Here is a 16,623-nt window from a genome sequence, read left to right as displayed (position 1 = left end):
TTCACCCTGAGTGACAGGGTATCGGGCAAGAGAAAAAATGATCCTGAACAGACGGGATACCGGAGTAAAGCGAAAAGAGATGCAGTGTGAGTGATGAACTTGAACAGATATATCAAGGTAACGGAGTAGAAGCAAAAAGAGGCATAGCGATCCCTGAGCAGATGGGATACCGGAGCTAAGGAAATGAAAAGGCTAGGACGGAGGACGTAAGCAACCCTTAAATAGTCAAAATGAGAGCGAATATGATCAAAATACCGTCAAAGCGCAGACGGCATTTTTTTTATAATGGGAACATCCCGATTAAAGAGTAGCGAGGTGTTCCGAATGAATCAACAATCCGATGCGCCCGCCAGCGGAACCGCCGTTCCCGTTCCGAAACGGCGCCGCTCGCTGCAAAGGAGCGAGACGCTGGCCGGCTTTTTGTTTGTCGGGCCGATGCTCCTCGGCGTATCCGTTCTCGTGCTGATCCCGATTATCGCTACCGTCGTTTTAAGCTTCGCGGACTGGAATTTCGTCGCGGGCTGGAACGGCATCCGATGGATCGGCTTCGGCAATTTCGAGAAGCTGCTGGAGGAGGCGGCGTTTTTGAAGTCCGTACGCAACAACGTCGTCTTCCTGCTGACCGTGCCGGTTTACATGCTGATCTCGATGGTGCTGGCTATCCTGATCAACAAAAACGTTTATTGGAAAAGTTATTTTAAAGTCGCTTATTTCATGCCGTACATCTCCAGCATCGTGGCCGTGGCCGTCGTCTGGCAGGTGTTGTTCCAGCCGTCTTACGGGCCGATTAACGAGTTTTTGAAAGCGATAGGCATATCCAATCCTCCGAAATGGATCGCCGATCCGAACTTCGCATTAGTTTCGATCATGATGATCTCGGTGTGGACGTCCATCGGCTTTAACATGATTATTTATATTGCCGGCTTGCAGTCGATTCCGAACGACTTGTACGAGGCGGCGGAAATCGACGGGGCCGGCGTCTGGGTGAAGTTCGCGCGCATTACGTTTCCGTTATTGTCGCCTACGTCGTTTTTTCTGCTCGTCACCGGCATTATATCCACGTTTAAAGTGTTCGACATTATCGCCGTCATGACGCAGGGCGGGCCGATCGGCTCCACGAGCATGATGGTGTGGTACTTGTACGAGCAAGCCTTCGTGAACCTGAAGATCGGCTACGCTTCTTCGGTGTCCGTCGTGCTGCTGCTGTTCGTTCTGCTGATTACGTTAGCGCAATGGGCCGCCCAGAAAAAATGGGTCAATTACTAAATGACTGAAGGACTAATGCGAAAGGAGATATGCGAATGGCTGCGACGACGGCAAAACCCGCGCCTGGCTTGACCCGCATGGACTGGCGGAAAGCGGCGTTAACCTTAATTATGTTCGTTATCAGTTTATTGTTTTTGCTGCCGTTTTTTTGGATGCTCGTTACCTCTTTCAAAATCGAGAAAGACGTATTCGTCTATCCGATTCAATGGATTCCCCGGGAATGGAACGCGGCGGAAAATTATAAAGAGGTGTGGTTCGGCGCTTACCCGTTTTATCTGTATTACTGGAACTCCATCAAAGTGAGCGTCGTGACGACATGCATTTCCTGCCTCGTGTCGAGTTTGGCCGCGTACGGCTTCTCCAAAGTGAATTTCAAAGCCGGCAAATGGCTGTTCATGATCGTGCTCGCCACTTATATGGTGCCGGGCCAAGCGACGCTCATTCCGCAGTTTATTTTGTACCGCAACATCGGCTTGTTCGACAGCCATCTCGGGCTTGTCTTGCTCGGAAGCTTCAGCGTGCTCGGAACCTTCATGCTGAGGCAGTTCTTCATGGGCGTGCATCAAGACTTTATCGAATCGGCCAAAATCGACGGGGCGGGCCACGGCCGCATCTTCTGGTCGATCGGGCTGCCTCTCGTGAAGCCGGCGGTCGCCACTTACGCGATCCTGCGCTTTATTTGGACCTGGAACGATTACCAGAACCCGCTTATTTTCCTTCGTTCCGACAAGCTGTTTACGATCCAGCTCGCCATGCAGAAGTTTACGTCCTTAAGCGGAGAGTTTTACTCGCTGATCATGGCTGCGGCGGTCTCGGCGATCGTGCCGCTTCTTATCGTGTTCGTCATCGGGCAAAAAAGCGTCATCGAAGGCATCGCTTTAGGCGGCGTTAAAGGATAACGGAGACCGGTCAAAGAAGTCAAAATAATTCGGAAGAAGTAAATAAAGTTTCATGAGCGGCTTCGCCCCCGCCGATATAATGTGAACTACAATCGATGCGATTGCTCACGAAAAGCCAGGTCGTTGCTTTCGATGCAAGTTACGATGACAATCAAAGAACTTATTAGGAGGGTCAGTAGATGAAAAGAAAATGGATCGGCGGCCTCGCGGCCGGAACGCTGATGGTCGGCCTGCTTGCCGGCTGCGGAAGCTCGAATTCGGACGGGGGTTCGGATAGCGGCAACGTAAACCTGCGCCTCTACACGTACGGGACGGAGGAGGCGTACAACTGGAAAGCGACGATCGCCGCATACGAGAAGGCAAAACCCGGCGTCACGGTGGAAGTGGTCAATCTGAGCGAAAAGGGCGACACGGCCGAAGCGTCCAAAAAGCTGGACCTTGCGGCAGCCTCCTCGGAGCAGATGGACATCCTCATGTTCAGCGACGCGGCCGGTTACGCGCAGCGCGTCTCGCTCGGCATGGCGGAGCCGCTTGACGATTACATCGCCAAGGACGGCTTCAAGGTCGAAGAGGACTACAAGGTCGACACGCGCTTAAACGGCAAAGTGTATGCGCTTCCCGGCAAATTCAATCCTTGGTACGTCCTGCTGAACAAGGATCATCTCGACGAAGCCGGCCTGCCGGTTCCGACGGACTGGACTTGGGACGAATACGCCGAATACGCCAAAAAGCTGACCAAAGGCGAAGGCGCTTCCAAACGTTACGGTACGTATTTCCACGGTCCGCAAGGCGGCGGCTGGATGGAGTTCGTCAAGCTGATGATGCTGAACCAGCCGCACGGCTCCGACTTTTTGAAGGCGGACGGCTCCTCGAACATGGACGACCCGAACTTCAAGCGGACGCTTGAGCTGCGGGTGAAGATGGAGAAGGAGGACCAATCCTCCGTTCCTTACACGGACATGATTTCGCAGAAGCTGGCTTACCGGACGCAGTTCTTCAACGAGTCGGCCAGCATGATTACGATCGGCAGCTGGATGAACACCGAAATCGGCGGCACCGACAAAGTGCCTCTAACCTTTCACGTAGCGGTGGCTCCGTTCCCGAAAAACGACCCGGACGACGAGATCGGCTATACGCCGGTGACGACCGACTATGTGGCGGTGGCGGCAAGCTCCAAGCATAAGCAGGAGGCTTACGATTTCGTCCGCTGGTATACGACCGAAGGACAGCTGGTGCAAGGCAAAAACGTGCCCGCCTGGAATAAGGTGAAAGCGGAGGAGATCGCCAACATTCTCGAAACGGTTTTGGCCGGCACGAAAAACCCCGAGCTGGTCGACAAGGAATCGCTCGTGAACACGCTGGTCGCCTCGAAGGCGTCCGAGCTGGTGCCGCCGGCCTCCTATCAGGCCGAGGTTTATAAAGCGGTTAACGAGGAATACGAGAAGCTGATTCTCGGTAACCAGGATATCGATACGACGGTGAAAAACAGCCAGGAACGCGTCCAAAAAATCATAGATGCCAACAAAAAATAACGTGCTATAATGACCCTGAGCGGGGGCGGTGACAATCGCCCCTTTTTTTCCTTTGCAAGGGGGGACTTGACGAGATGCCGGGCCGATGGAAAGAACGCTTCTTGACGCAGTCGATCCGAACGAAGCTGTTTGTTGCCGCCATCGCCTGCGTTTTGCTGCCGACGGCGATTACGCTGCTCGCCTACAACGCATTGACGCAGGAGGCGGTCAAACGGCAGGCGATGTCGAACGCGCAGGATTCTCTGCAGCTTGCGAGCGGATCCGTTGCGAGTTTGTTTAAGAGCATGTTGAATATTGCCAATTACATCCAAGTAAACTCGGACATGAACGCCTATTTCAAAATCGTAAACGCCGGGACCGCGGCCGAGTCGAACCGTTACGAGGCTTTTATGCAGGAAAACAATATTTTGGAGCAGCTGGAAAGCTTGACGGTGATCGGGGATAAAAGTTATGTCACCGTACTGCTTACGAACGGCAAAACGTTTACGAATTATTCCCGAGGCGAGTATAATCCGGCCGGTTTGACGCAGGAGCAATGGTTCGGCGAGCTTGGCAAGCTGAAAGGATTTCAATCGTATTGGGTGAAGACGGAGCCGACCGTTTTCTCGATGGAGAAGCTCGACAATCCGTACCAGATTTCGGTCGTTCGAACGCTTCGTCTTGAAAACGCAGACATTTACGGCTACATCGTCGTTACGGTTATGGAAAACCAAGTGAACGGCATATTCGACCGTCTGACGGCCGGGCAGGAAGTGATGCTGATCGACGAAGACGGGCGCATCCTGTCCCATAAGGACAGCTCGCAAATCGGAACGGCGCTCGAGTATCCGATTCGCGGGACGGGCGCTTCAGCTTCGACCTCGATCGTAAAAGCGAAAGACGGGCGCTATCTCGTGGCGGAGCAGCCGATTCCGTTCAACGGCTGGCGTCTCGTCTCGGTGCAGCCCTACAAGCAGGCGACCGTTAATATCAGCTCGATTTTCAGCCGCGTGTTTGTGTTCCAGCTGGCTTCCTTTTTCGTCTTTCTGCTGCTGTTGATCGCTCTTCTCCGGGCGTTCACGAAGCCGCTCGTGAGGCTCGGCAAAGTGTCCGCGGCGGTGCAGCGCGGCAGCCTTTCCGTCCGCTCGGGCATTCGGGGCCGGGACGAGATCGGCCGGCTCGGTTTTCTGTTCGACCAGATGCTCGACCGCATTAACGGGATGCTGGCCGAGGTGAGGGAAACGCAGGCGCGAAAGCGCAAAGCCGAGCTTCGCATGCTTCAGGCGCAAATCAACCCGCATTTTCTGTTCAACGTGCTGAACTCGATTCGGATGAAAGCGATGCGGGGAGGCGATCCGGAAAGCGCGCAAATGATCGGCTCGCTTTCGAAGCTGCTGCGGATGACGATAACGGGCGAAAAGGACGAGATCAGCCTGCACGAGGAGATCGGCCTTGTGGCGAATTACGTGGAGCTGATGAATTTGCGGCAAAAAGAGGAGGCTCAGCTTCGTCTCGAGATTGCAGCCGAAGCGTTCCTCATCCGCGTGCCGCGCTTTTTCCTTCAGCCCGTCGTCGAAAACGCGCTTATTCACGGGCTATGCCAAAGCAAAGGAACGATCGCCGTTCGGGCCGTCGTTCTGCCAGACGGCGACGTCGAGCTGACCGTCGAGGACGACGGGAACGGCATGGACGGAGAGAAGCTCGCACGGGTGAACAAGAGCATCCGTTTCCATGCTGCCGAAGCGCTGTACCGGGAGGAGGAGCGCGGCCGTTTCTCCGGCATCGGCTTGCCGAACGTCGCGGAGCGGATGAAGATGGTATTCGGAGACCGGTTCCGCATGGACGTTCAAAGCGAGCCCGGCAAAGGGACGAAAGTGACCATGCGCATACCGCGGAAGGAGGATGACGATGTACAGCGTAATGCTGGCTGACGACGACTATCCGGTTATTGAATTGCTCTCGGAAGCGATCGAATGGGAGAAGCTTGGGTTTCGGCTTATCGGAGCGCACGAGAACGGGGAAAGCGCTTGGGAGCAAGCCGAAAGGGAAATGCCGGATGTCCTCATTACCGATATCGGCATGCCCCGCATGGACGGGCTTGAGCTTGCGGCGCGCGTGCGGGAGCGGAACGCGGGCGTCCGGATCGTCATTTTGTCCTGCCATAGCGAGTTCCAGCTGGCGCAGCAGGCGATGCGGCTGAACGTCCGGGAATATTTTCTGAAGGACGCGCTCGACCCGGGAGACCTGTCCAGACTTCTCGGCAGGCTTAAGGAAAGCCTCGACGAAGAAAGGCTGATGAGCCGGGAGCAGTCGCGGCTTAGGCTGCTCGCGGACGAGACGAAGGAGCTGCGCAAGGAGAAAGCGATCCGAAGCTTCATCCAGCAGCCGCTGCTGTCGCCCGAGCAATGGAGGAAAGACGCCGAAAGCTACGGCTTTATGTTGAGCGGCGAGGAATGCTTGCCGGCGATCGGCTTCATCGATCATTACCGGACGGCGAAGCTCCGGTTCGCGTCCGAGCAAACGCTGCAGTTCGCGGTCGGCAACGTGATGAACGAGGTGCTTGGCGCCGCTTCGTCGCCGCGGGGGCAGCATGTCGGCTACGACGCCAAGCGTTCCTTGCTGCTGTTCTCCTATAAGCCGAGCCTGAAAGTGAACCGGATGGACGAAATCCGGAGGACGCTGCGGCAGGTTCAGGATACGCTGGCCGGCGTGTTGAAAATCCGCATGTCGTTCCTTGTCGGGAATGCGTCGGCGTCGCCGGAAGAGCTGAAGCAAAGCTTGAAGGCTCTGCTGAACGGCGAAGAGCAGCGCTTCTATTTAGGCGAAGGGGCTTGCGAAACGCTGCGCCGTTCCGTTCCTGCGGTCAAACGGGATCTGTTCGATTATTACGATCGGGCGGTTCAGCAGCTGCGCGCGGCGCTGCTCGGGGGGCGGGAGGAGGAGGCGAGAAAGGCGGGGGAGCATTGGATTTCCTTCATCCGTCAGCAGGAATACCCGTCGGAGACGGTGAAGGATTGGGTATTGAAGCTGCTGCTCGATTTAAAGCTGAAGCTGCATACGCTGCAGCATATCCCGTCCGGACACAATGCGGATACGCTGCACAAAGAAATCGCCGAGCTCGATTCCCTGGTTCAGCTGGGCGGCTGGTTTACCGAGCATCTATGCGCGATGGCCGCGGCGAGAGCGGGCGCCCCGTCGGCCGGCAAACGGACGGAAGTCGCGGAGGCGTGCAAATATATCGCGCTTAACATCGGAAGGCGGATCAGCCTTGACGAAGTGGCGGAGCATTTGCATTTGAACGCCAGCTATTTCAGCCGCCTGTTCAAGAAGGAGCTGGGGGTCACGTTTATCGAATATGTAACCCGAATGAAAATGGAGCGGGCCAAGGAGCTGCTCGACCAAACCCCGCATACCGTAGGGGAAATATGCGAGCTGCTCGGCTACGACAATCAGAGCTATTTCATCAAGACGTTCAAAGCCCACGCCGGCTCGACGCCGGTGGAATACCGGGGATAACGATGGAAAGAGAGGCGGCGCGACCGTGGTAAGCGAAGAAGAGTTGAAGCGGAAGCTCGAGCGGCTGGCTCCGGCCGGGCGCGGCATGTATGACCGGGAAGGCGGCCAGGAACGGTTCTGGCGGACCGTACGCGAATCGGAAGACTACGCAGACATTGTCGGCGAAATCCGCCGCGAAGGAAAGCGGCTTGGCGGCACGCCCGTCCCCGAATTGACGTACGGCTTGTTTACGCTGTTCGAGAAGCGGGGAACGAGGCTCGAATATGAAAACGCATACTTTGAGCGAAGGCGCCGTTTGAATACGTATATGCTGCTTGCCTTGCTCGAGCCGGAGAAGGAGGAGCGCTTAAAACGGTTGTACGACATGATCTGGTCGGTCTGCGGGGAGTACACCTGGTGCCTGCCGGCGCATATCCGCACGGCGGAAGCGCGCGGCGCGATCGATCTGTTCGCGGCGGAAACGGGATTTACGCTTTGCGAAATGCGGCGGCTGCTGGGCGATCGGCTTCCGGCGCTGCTCCGCGACCGGATCGCGCAAGAGGTTGAAGAGCGGCTGCTTCGGCCGTATATGGAAGCCGGCCCGTTCGGCTGGGAGACGGCGCGGCACAACTGGTCCGCCGTATGCGCCGGATCAATCGGCGCCGCCGCTCTGCTGCTGCTCGAGCCGTCGGAGCGGCTGACCGCCATCGTCCTGAAAGCGCTTGGCAGCATGGCATGCTTTCTGGAGGGCTACGGGGACGACGGCGCTTGCTTGGAAGGGGTCGGCTATTGGAATTACGGCTTCGGGTATTTCGTTTATTTTGCGGATTTGCTGAAGCGGCGCACGGAAGGCGGCATCGACCTTTTCGCGCATCCGAAAGTCCGCGCCATTGCCTTGTTCCAGCAAAAATGCTATCTGCACGGCGCGGCCGTGGCCAATTTTTCCGACTCGGCCGCTCGCGTTCCCGCCCAGCTCGGGTTGTCCCATTACTTGGCCGGATTGTACGAGGAATTCGATCTTCCGCCTTCCTCGATCCGCGCGTCCTATACGGACGACCATTGCAGCCGCTGGGCGCCGGCGTTCCGCAACATCGTCTGGTGCGATCCCGCCAAGCGGGCCGACACCTGGCGGGATGCCGACTATGTGCTGCCGGACGCGAAGTGGGTCATGTCGCGGCATACGTCATCGTGCGGCAGCTTCGGATTCGCCGCCAAAGGCGGGCATAACGACGAGCCGCACAACCATAACGACATCGGCAGCTTTATTGTAAGCGCCGAAGGAGTCCAGCTGGTTGCCGAGCTCGGAGCGGGCGAATATACGGCGGCCTACTTCGGGGACGGCCGCTACGGCTTCGACTGCAACGGCTCGCAAGGGCATTCGGTGCCGATCGTGGACGGGGCTTATCAGGCTGCGGGCCCCGACAGCAAAGGGGAAGTGCTGGAAGCCTCGGCGCGCGACGGTGAGGTGCGGCTCAAGCTGGAGATGGCGTCCGCGTACCGGCTTCCGCATTTGTCCTCGCTCGTGCGCGAGCTGGTATGGCGCAAAAGGGAGCTTCCGTCGCTTCGTCTGACGGACGAGTTTGCGTTTACGGCGCAGCCGGGGAGCATCGTCGAGCGGATCGTGACGCTATGCGCCCCGGTCGTGCTCGAAGGGCCGGGCGGGCCGGAAGGCGGCGCAGGCCGCACGGCGGGCGTCCGCTTCGCGGACAGCCCCGGCACCATGGACAACGCTCGCGTCGAGGATAGCGCCCGTACCGCGGGCATCCCCCGCATTATGAACAACGCTTGCGTCGAGGATAGCGCCCGTATCGCGGACAACTCCGGCACTATGGACAACGCCCGTATCGCGGACAACCCCGGCATCGACGACGCCCGCACCGTGGTTACCCTAGACAACACGGACCCCGCGGGAGGAGGAAGCGCCACCGGGTTCGGTACCGAAAAAGGGCGCGCCGGAAGCTTGCTGCTGCGGGGCGAGGGAAGCGGGGACGCAGCGTTGATCCGTTACGATGCGGAACGGCTGAAGCCGCATATAACGAAGCGGACGTACAGCAACCATTACGGCCGCGAAACGGATTGGTATACGGTCGACTTCGAGCTGACGAAGCCGGAGCGGAAAAGCCGCGTGGAGCTTGAGTTTGAATTGATATCAACGGAACGGGGAGCGGATTGAGATGTCGGAGACACGGAAACCGGAATGGCTGGAAGAGGCATGGGGGAATGTCGTACAAAAAACGAAGCGCATAAGCGGAAGGATCGGAGCCGGATTTCCGCACGCCAGCGTAGGAGGCACCTATGTGCTGGAAGCGCCCCATTGGTGGACGGCCGGCTTTTGGCCGGGGCTGCTGTGGCTTGTTTACGAGGAAAGCGGGGACATGGAGCTGCGCCGCTTGGCGGAGCAATGCGAAGAGCGGCTGGATCCCGTGCTTCACGATTACAGCCGGCTCGATCACGATCTCGGCTTCATGTGGACGCTGACGAGCGTCGCTTCGTACAAACTGACGCAGTCGGCCGAATCGAAGCGCCGGGCGCTGCAGGCGGCCAACTATTTGGCGGCGCGCTTCAATTTAAAAGGGCGGTATATCCGCGCCTGGAATCCTTGGAGGGAAGGCGAGGACAACGCCGGAATCGCCATTATCGACTGCTGCATGAACATGCCGCTTCTTTACTGGGCGTCGCGGACAACCGGCGATCCGCGTTACCGCCACGTTGCGGAGGCGCATATGGAGACGGTGCTGGAGCATTTTATCCGGCCGGACGGGTCGGCGTACCATATCGTGGAATTCGATGCGCTCACAGGGGAGAAGATAAGGCCGCTTGGGGGGCAGGGCTACGCCCCGGAATCGGCCTGGTCGAGAGGGACGGCCTGGGCGCTGTACGGCTTAACGCTTTCCTATCGTCATACGGGGGATCGCCGCTATTTGGACGCGGCCAAGCGGGTCGCGCATTTTTTTCTGTCGCAGCTGCCGGAGGACGCGGTGCCGCATTGGGATTTCCGGACGCCGCCTGAAGTAACGAAATATCGGGATTCGTCGGCGGGCGCATGCGCGGCGAGCGGCCTGCTGCTGCTGGCGGATATGGCGGGCGAGCTGGAGGCTGCCGTTTACCGCAAAGCCGGAGAGCGCATCCTGGAATCGCTCTATCGAAACTATGGGGCATGGGACGACCTGAACGAAGAGGGGCTTATCAAGCACGGAACAAGCCATTATCCGGAAGGCAAAAACATCGACGTTCCGCTTATCTACGGTGATTATTATTTCGTCGAGGGCCTTGCTCGGCTGCGCGGCGGACGGACGATGTTCTGGGAGTAGGAGGAGAGGCGAAATGGCGAAGATGATCGGGATCGAAGGGATTGCGGACAATCCGCTTGCGACCAAGCGGGATATGCGGCTTTTGTTCGAGCGGCTCGCGGCGCCTTTAAAGCCGTTCTACAGCGAAGGCGGGGCGAGGCTTCGGCTTGGCGAGACCGGAGCGAGCTACGAAGCTTCCGTAGCCGAGATGGAAGGGTTCTCGCGCGTGTTGTGGGGACTTGTGCCGCTGCTTGCCGGCGGCGGCGATTCGGAGCTGGCCGCTCTGTATCCGAAAGGGCTAGCGAACGGCACGAATCCGGCGCATAAGGAGTATTGGGGAGAGGTCCGCGATTACGACCAGCGGCTGGTGGAAATGGCGGCGATCGGCTTTGCGCTCGCGGCCGCGCCGGAACGGCTCTGGGAGCCGCTCACGGCAGAGGAACGCCGCCGGTTGTTCGATTGGCTGGATCAGATCAACCGTCATCCGGTTTACGACTGCAATTGGCTTTTTTTCCGCGTGCTGGTCAACGTAGGGTTCCGAAAGGCCGGGCTGCCGTACGATGAGGAGCAGACGGAGGCGAGCCTCAGGCGGATCGGCGATTATTATTTGGAGGAAGGCTGGTATGCCGACGGCGTCGGCGGGCACAGCGACTATTACGTGCCGTTTGCGCTGCATTATTACGGCTTGCTCTACGCCAAGCTGATGGAGCGGGAGGACCCGGCAAGGGCCGCGACCTATAAGGAGCGGGCGGCCGAGTTCGCCAAGCGGTTCATCCATTGGTTCGCTGACGACGGCTCGGCCCTCCCTTACGGCAGAAGTCTCGCCTATCGGTTCTCGCAGTCGGCGTTCTGGAGCGCGCTTTCCTACGCCGGCGCCGACCCGTTCCCGCCGGGCGTCGCCAAAGGAATCGTCCTTCGCAACTTGCGCTGGTGGATGAAGCAGCCGATTCTGGATTCGAACGGCCTGTTGACGATCGGATATGCTTATCCGAATCTGGTCATGGCCGAAAACTATAACTCGCCCGGCTCGCCGTATTGGGCGTTCAAGGCTTTTCTGCCGCTGGCGCTGCCGGACGACCATCCGTTCTGGACGGCGGAGGAGCTGCCGATGCCGAAGCTTGCGGAGCTGTCCGTTCAGCGTCCGGCCCATCTCGTATTGTGCCGGGACCAAGCGGGGCATGCTGCGGCTTTTAACAGCGGGCACCGAAGCACCAACGAGCATACGCATACGTCGGCCAAATACGAGAAGTTCGTGTATTCCACCGCGTTCGCCTTCAGCGTGTCGAGAGCCGAATGGGGCTTGTCCCAAGGCGCGTTCGATTCGATGCTGGCGCTCAGCGAAGGGGATAACCTGTTCCGCGTCAGAAGGAAAAACGAAGAAACGGCGATTCGCGGCAACGTGCTGTACGCCATATGGAAGCCGTGGCCGAACGTCGAAGTGCAAACGTGGCTCGTCGCCGGATTGCCTTGGCATCTCCGCATTCACCGCGTCGCTTCCGCCCGTTCGCTGGACGCCGCGGAAGGCGGCTTCGCGCTGGGGCTCGCGCCGGGGACAAACGCCGAAGCGGAAGAGCGGCGCGCGGCCGCGTCGGGCGGCGCAAACGGCACGTCGGCGATTGTCGGTCTGCTCGGCTACGCGAGAGCCGAGCTCGTTTATCCGAACGCCAATACGAATTTGCTCCATCCCCGCACCGTTATCCCGACGCTGAGAGCATCGCTTGAGCCGGGAGTTCATTGGCTGGTATCGGCCGTTTACGGGGACCCCGAAGGCCGCATGCCTGCGGGCGAACCCCCGCTCGGCGAGCTGAGAACGTCCATAGGACCGGACGCGATCCGCATCATCACGGTAGAAGGAGAAGCGATCGAGCTTCCGCGAAACGGAATCTCCTCCAGTTAAAGACGGCGGAGCCGTATTGCAAGGGTGTTTACGCTTGCCGTCAGCGCCGCATATCGCGAGCCGTATTTTCGCAAACGCGGCAAAAGGTGTACAATATCTATACCAAAGCAAGGGAGGATTCGCGAATCCATGAACTACGAAACGTATTTTCAAAATAACCGGGAGCGGCATCTCGCCGAATTGAAGGAATGGCTGGCCATTCCGAGCATTTCCGCTTTATCCGAGCATAAGCCCGATATGATCCGCGCCGCCGAGTGGCTGGCCGAAAAGCTGAAAGCGGCCGGCCTCGAGCATGTCGAGCTGCACGAAACGGAAGGGCATCCGATCGTAACGGCGGATTACTTGCATGCGCCGGGCAAGCCGACCGTGCTGGTGTACGGCCATTACGACGTCCAGCCGGTCGATCCGCTCAACCTGTGGACGACGCCGCCGTTCGAGCCGGACATCCGCGACGGCAAGCTTTACGCGCGGGGGGCGACGGACGACAAAGGCCAGCTGTTCCTACATATTAAAGCGATTGAAGCGATTATAAAGCAGGAAGGCAGCCTGCCGGTGAACATCAAGCTGTGCATCGAAGGGGAAGAGGAGATTTCGAGCCCTAGCCTGCCGTCTTTCCTCGAGGCGAACAAGGATAAGCTTGCGACGGACGCCGTCCTTATATCGGATACTTCGCTGCTGGAACCGGGCAAGCCGGCCATCAGCACGGGGCTGCGGGGGCTTTGCTCGCTTGAGGTTTCGGTATTTACCGCTAACACGGACCTTCATTCGGGCACTTACGGCGGCGGCGTGCCGAACGCGCTGCACGCGATCGTTTCGCTGCTTGCCTCGCTCCATGACGAGCAGGGACGCGTGACGGTGGAAGGGTTCTACGACGGCGTTCCGGACATTTCCCCGCTGATGAAGGAGGAGTTCGCGAAGCTGAACTTCAACGAGGAGCAGCTGCGCAACAGCTTGGGTCTCGAGACGTTGTACGGCGAGGAAGGGTTCTCGTTCGTCGAGCGTACGGGCGCGCGTCCGACGCTGGAGCTGAACGGCGTGTGGGGCGGTTTTCAGGGCGAAGGCACAAAGACGGTCATTCCGAAGGAGGCGCATGCCAAAATTACATGCCGTCTCGTCGGCGACCAGGATCCGGCCGATGTGCTCGAAAAAATAAAAGCCCATCTGCATAAGCATATTCAGCCGGGAGCGAAGCTTACGCTTAAGGACGGGGAGAAAGCCCGCGCCTTCAATATCGACCCTTCGGACCGGATGCTGCAGCTGGCGGCCGACGCCTACGAAGAGGTGTACGGCACGCGCGCTTTGTTTACGAAGGACGGCGGCTCGATTCCGATCGTCGAGACGTTCTCCCGCGTGCTGCAGGCGCCTGCGGTCATGATGGGCTTTGGCCTGCCGGACGAAAATTTGCATGCGCCGAACGAGCATTTCAATCTCGAAAACTTCGACAAAGGTCTGCTGACCATCGTATCTTATTTGAAAAAGCTGTAACCGGGTCGGGCTGATTTTGTGGCTGACCGAGCGGAAGGGAGTCTCCGAAATTCACCTTAAGGGTAGTTTCGGAGGCTTTTTTTGAGTTCAACGCCCAAGTACGGGACGAAAGATCCCTGAATGAGCTGCGAAGATCAACGATTCGGCTAGCTGTCTAGGCGGCCGGTGGATTCCGTCATACGGCGGGATGGATAACGCCTCGGATTACCTGTACGGGGCAAAAGCCATGCTTAAGAGTTACCGGTAAATCTTTGTCTTGCCGTATGCTTCGCTCTGTCGTACGATAGACGCATACGTTAATCGCTTATCGATTTTAATAGCGCATGGGAGGTTATTCATAAAGATGAAGCTGCAGTATTCGAAGCCTGCAAAGGTTTGGACGGAAGCGCTTCCGGTCGGCAACGGGCGCCTTGGGGCGATGGTTTTCGGCGGCGTAGAGCGCGAGCGCTTACAGCTGAACGAGGATACGTTGTGGTCCGGTTTCCCAAGAGACTGGAACAATCCCGAAGCGAAAAAGCACCTTCCGGAGATACGCCGGCTGGTCGCGGAAGGCCGGAACAAGGAAGCCGACCTGCTGGCCAAAAAGATGATGGGATTGTACACCCAATCCTACATGCCGCTCGGCGATCTCGAAATAAACTTCGAGCACGGCGATTTGGCTTGGAATTACCGCCGGGAGCTTCATCTGGACGAAGCCGTTTCGACCGTCACCTATACGGTCGGGGAAACGGTTTATACGCGGGAAACGTTCGTTTCGTTTCCGGATCAAGTGATTGCTATGCGGCTAGAAGCGGGCAAGCCCGGGGCGCTAAGCTTTCATTCAAGGCTGAGCAGCCCGCTCCGGTATGAAACGTCAGCCGAGGACGGCCAGCTCGTAATGCGGGGCATCGCGCCGGAGCAAGTCCGCCCGAGCTATTACGGAGCCGATAATCCGATCGTTTACGGCGAGTTCGGCAATACCGATGCGATGTCCTTCGAAGGTCGGCTCGCTGTAACCGCCGAAGGAGGACGCATCACCCTAACCGATAACGGCATCCGCGTCGTCGGCGCGACGGAGGCGTTCCTTTATTTCAGCGCGGCGACCAGCTTCAACGGCTTCGACCGCGTGCCGGGGCGCGACGGGAAGGATCCCGGCCCAATAGTTGCGGGATACATAGCGGGGGCGCTCTCGGCCGGTTACGCCAAGCTGCGCGAAGCCCATGCCGCCGATTACCGGTCGCTTTACGGCCGCGTGAACATCCGGCTTGGCGAATCGGCTGCCCCTGCGGACATGGACACCGACGCCCGGATATCCGAATATGGCGCGTCCGACCCTGGATTGGTTGAGCTGCTGTACCAATACGGCCGATATTTGCTCATCTCGAGCTCGCGGCCGGGGACGCAGCCGGCCAACCTGCAAGGCATATGGAATCAAGAAACGAGACCGCCCTGGAGCAGCAACTGGACGCTGAACATTAACGCGGAAATGAACTATTGGCCGGCGGAAACCGCGAATTTGGCCGAATGCCACGAGCCGCTGCTCGATTTTATCGGGAATATTTCCATAACGGGACGGGCAACGGCCGAAATCAACTACGGCACGCGCGGCTGGACGGCCCATCATAACTCGGACATTTGGGCATTGTCCTCGCCGGTCGGGGACTTCGGCCACGGCGACGCCTCGTGGGCCTTCTGGCCGATGGGCGGCGTATGGCTGTCCCAGCATCTATGGGAGCATTACGCGTTCGGGCGCGACGAGCGGTATTTGCGCGAGCGGGCCTATCCGATCATGCGGGAAGCGGCATTGTTCTGCCTGGACTGGCTTGTGGAGAACGAAGACGGACGGCTCATAACGTCGCCTTCCACTTCGCCGGAGCACCGCTTCCGGACGGAGGACGGCGGTCTCGCGGCGGTTACGGAAGCGGCGACGATGGATTTGTCGCTGATCTGGGAGCTGTTTACGAACTGCATCGAAGCGGCTTCGGCGCTGCAGCTTGACGAGGATCTGCGGACCGAGCTGCAGGCGGCGCTCGAGCGGCTGCTGCCGCCGCAAATCGGGAAATACGGCCAGCTGCAGGAATGGGCGAAGGATTACGAGGACGAGGATGTCCACCACCGTCATGTCTCGCACTTGTTCGGCGTTTATCCGGGCAGGCAGCTGACCGCGGAGACGACGCCGGAGCTGTTCGCGGCGGCCCGGCGGTCGCTTGAGCGGCGCGGCGACGAGGGCACGGGCTGGAGCCTCGGCTGGAAGGTCGGGCTGTGGGCCAGATTCCGGGACGGCAATCGCGTTTTCGGGCTGCTCTCCAACCTGCTTCGCCTGGTCAAGGAAGATGCGAGGGGAGAAGGCGGCGGCGTTTACGCGAACTTGCTCGACGCGCATCCGCCGTTCCAGATCGACGGCAATTTCGCGGCGACGGCCGGCATTAACGAAGCGCTGCTTCAGTCGCACCAAGGCTGCATGGAGCTGCTGCCGGCGCTGCCGGACGTTTGGCGTGACGGCCATATTACCGGCCTTCGGGCGCGGGGCGGCTTCGAGGTCAGCCTCTTCTGGCAGGAGGGCGCTTTGTCGAAAGCGGAGATTGCCGCTTCGCTGGACGGCCCTTGCGTACTCCGCATCGCGAGCAAGCCCCGCATTACCGACAGCGAGGGCCAGCCGGTCGCCGTGGACACTACGGCGGACGGCTTGTATCGTTTCGCCGCGTCGGCGGGCGAGCGTTACATCGTCACGTTATAGCGGTTGCGACGCCGCTTCGGCCGGGGCAGAGCGATCCTAGCTCTCTGTTGCAGCTGCGGCGGAA

Annotated in this window: 10 protein-coding genes; all 10 read left to right on the top strand. The window is 58.9% G+C overall.

Features of this window, described 5'->3' with window-relative positions; genetic code table 11:
* Nucleotides 1–324 precede the first annotated feature (324 nt).
* The 10 genes from ACFSW5_RS10110 to ACFSW5_RS10065 all read left to right on the top strand — a co-directional run bounded on the left by ACFSW5_RS10110 (nucleotide 325) and on the right by ACFSW5_RS10065 (nucleotide 16,559).
* The gene (locus ACFSW5_RS10110) at nucleotides 325–1,266 is read left to right on the top strand and encodes a carbohydrate ABC transporter permease (protein ID WP_379272216.1); all 942 of its coding nucleotides are present in this window, start codon (nucleotides 325–327) and stop codon (nucleotides 1,264–1,266) included.
* Between the two features lie 77 nt (nucleotides 1,267–1,343).
* Complete coding sequence (locus ACFSW5_RS10105) at nucleotides 1,344–2,165, top strand: carbohydrate ABC transporter permease (RefSeq protein WP_379272302.1); 822 nt, start codon at nucleotides 1,344–1,346, stop codon at nucleotides 2,163–2,165.
* A 179-nt stretch (nucleotides 2,166–2,344) separates the two neighbouring features.
* A complete protein-coding gene (locus tag ACFSW5_RS10100; RefSeq protein WP_379272213.1) occupies nucleotides 2,345–3,697 on the top strand; it encodes an ABC transporter substrate-binding protein in 1,353 nt (450 codons plus the stop codon).
* 74 nt (nucleotides 3,698–3,771) lie between these two features.
* Nucleotides 3,772–5,607: a cache domain-containing sensor histidine kinase gene (locus tag ACFSW5_RS10095; RefSeq protein WP_379272210.1), complete on the top strand. Its 1,836-nt coding sequence runs from the start codon at nucleotides 3,772–3,774 to the stop codon at nucleotides 5,605–5,607.
* Nucleotides 5,585–7,192: a response regulator transcription factor gene (locus ACFSW5_RS10090; RefSeq protein ID WP_379272208.1), complete on the top strand. Its 1,608-nt coding sequence runs from the start codon at nucleotides 5,585–5,587 to the stop codon at nucleotides 7,190–7,192. The genes ACFSW5_RS10095 and ACFSW5_RS10090 overlap by 23 nt, the downstream gene beginning before the upstream one ends.
* 25 nt (nucleotides 7,193–7,217) lie before the next feature.
* On the top strand, nucleotides 7,218–9,344 hold the full coding sequence (locus ACFSW5_RS10085) for a heparinase II/III domain-containing protein (RefSeq protein ID WP_379272206.1): 2,127 nt from the start codon (nucleotides 7,218–7,220) through the stop codon (nucleotides 9,342–9,344).
* Between the two features lies 1 nt (nucleotide 9,345).
* Nucleotides 9,346–10,482, top strand: coding sequence for a glycoside hydrolase family 88 protein (locus ACFSW5_RS10080; RefSeq protein ID WP_379272204.1), 1,137 nt, complete (start codon nucleotides 9,346–9,348; stop codon nucleotides 10,480–10,482).
* Nucleotides 10,483–10,504: 22 nt separating this feature from the next.
* Nucleotides 10,505–12,358: a DUF2264 domain-containing protein gene (locus ACFSW5_RS10075; protein ID WP_379272300.1), complete on the top strand. Its 1,854-nt coding sequence runs from the start codon at nucleotides 10,505–10,507 to the stop codon at nucleotides 12,356–12,358.
* A 129-nt stretch (nucleotides 12,359–12,487) separates the two neighbouring features.
* Complete coding sequence (locus tag ACFSW5_RS10070) at nucleotides 12,488–13,843, top strand: dipeptidase (protein ID WP_379272202.1); 1,356 nt, start codon at nucleotides 12,488–12,490, stop codon at nucleotides 13,841–13,843.
* A gap of 343 nt (nucleotides 13,844–14,186) precedes the next feature.
* Nucleotides 14,187–16,559 carry a glycoside hydrolase family 95 protein gene (locus ACFSW5_RS10065; RefSeq protein ID WP_379272200.1) on the top strand — a complete coding sequence of 791 codons (2,373 nt, stop codon included), beginning with the start codon at nucleotides 14,187–14,189 and terminating at the stop codon, nucleotides 16,557–16,559.
* Nucleotides 16,560–16,623: the final 64 nt, after the last annotated feature.

This window comes from Paenibacillus thailandensis, assembly GCF_042685365.1.
Classification (GTDB): Bacteria; Bacillota; Bacilli; order Paenibacillales; family Paenibacillaceae; genus Paenibacillus_AP; species Paenibacillus_AP thailandensis.
The sequence above is the reverse complement of the archived record's forward strand: the minus strand, read 5'-3'. Positions and strand labels throughout refer to the sequence as shown.

Bases quoted from the DNA above. Each gene is read 5' to 3' on its own strand.
- ACFSW5_RS10110 (WP_379272216.1), top strand. From the start codon at position 325: ATGAATCAACAATCCGATGCGCCCGCCAGCGGAACCGCCGTTCCCGTT.
- ACFSW5_RS10105 (WP_379272302.1), top strand. From the start codon at position 1,344: ATGGACTGGCGGAAAGCGGCGTTAACCTTAATTATGTTCGTTATCAGT.
- ACFSW5_RS10100 (WP_379272213.1), top strand. From the start codon at position 2,345: ATGAAAAGAAAATGGATCGGCGGCCTCGCGGCCGGAACGCTGATGGTC.
- ACFSW5_RS10095 (WP_379272210.1), top strand. From the start codon at position 3,772: ATGCCGGGCCGATGGAAAGAACGCTTCTTGACGCAGTCGATCCGAACG.
- ACFSW5_RS10090 (WP_379272208.1), top strand. From the start codon at position 5,585: ATGTACAGCGTAATGCTGGCTGACGACGACTATCCGGTTATTGAATTG.
- ACFSW5_RS10080 (WP_379272204.1), top strand. From the start codon at position 9,346: ATGTCGGAGACACGGAAACCGGAATGGCTGGAAGAGGCATGGGGGAAT.
- ACFSW5_RS10075 (WP_379272300.1), top strand. From the start codon at position 10,505: ATGATCGGGATCGAAGGGATTGCGGACAATCCGCTTGCGACCAAGCGG.
- ACFSW5_RS10070 (WP_379272202.1), top strand. From the start codon at position 12,488: ATGAACTACGAAACGTATTTTCAAAATAACCGGGAGCGGCATCTCGCC.
- ACFSW5_RS10065 (WP_379272200.1), top strand. From the start codon at position 14,187: ATGAAGCTGCAGTATTCGAAGCCTGCAAAGGTTTGGACGGAAGCGCTT.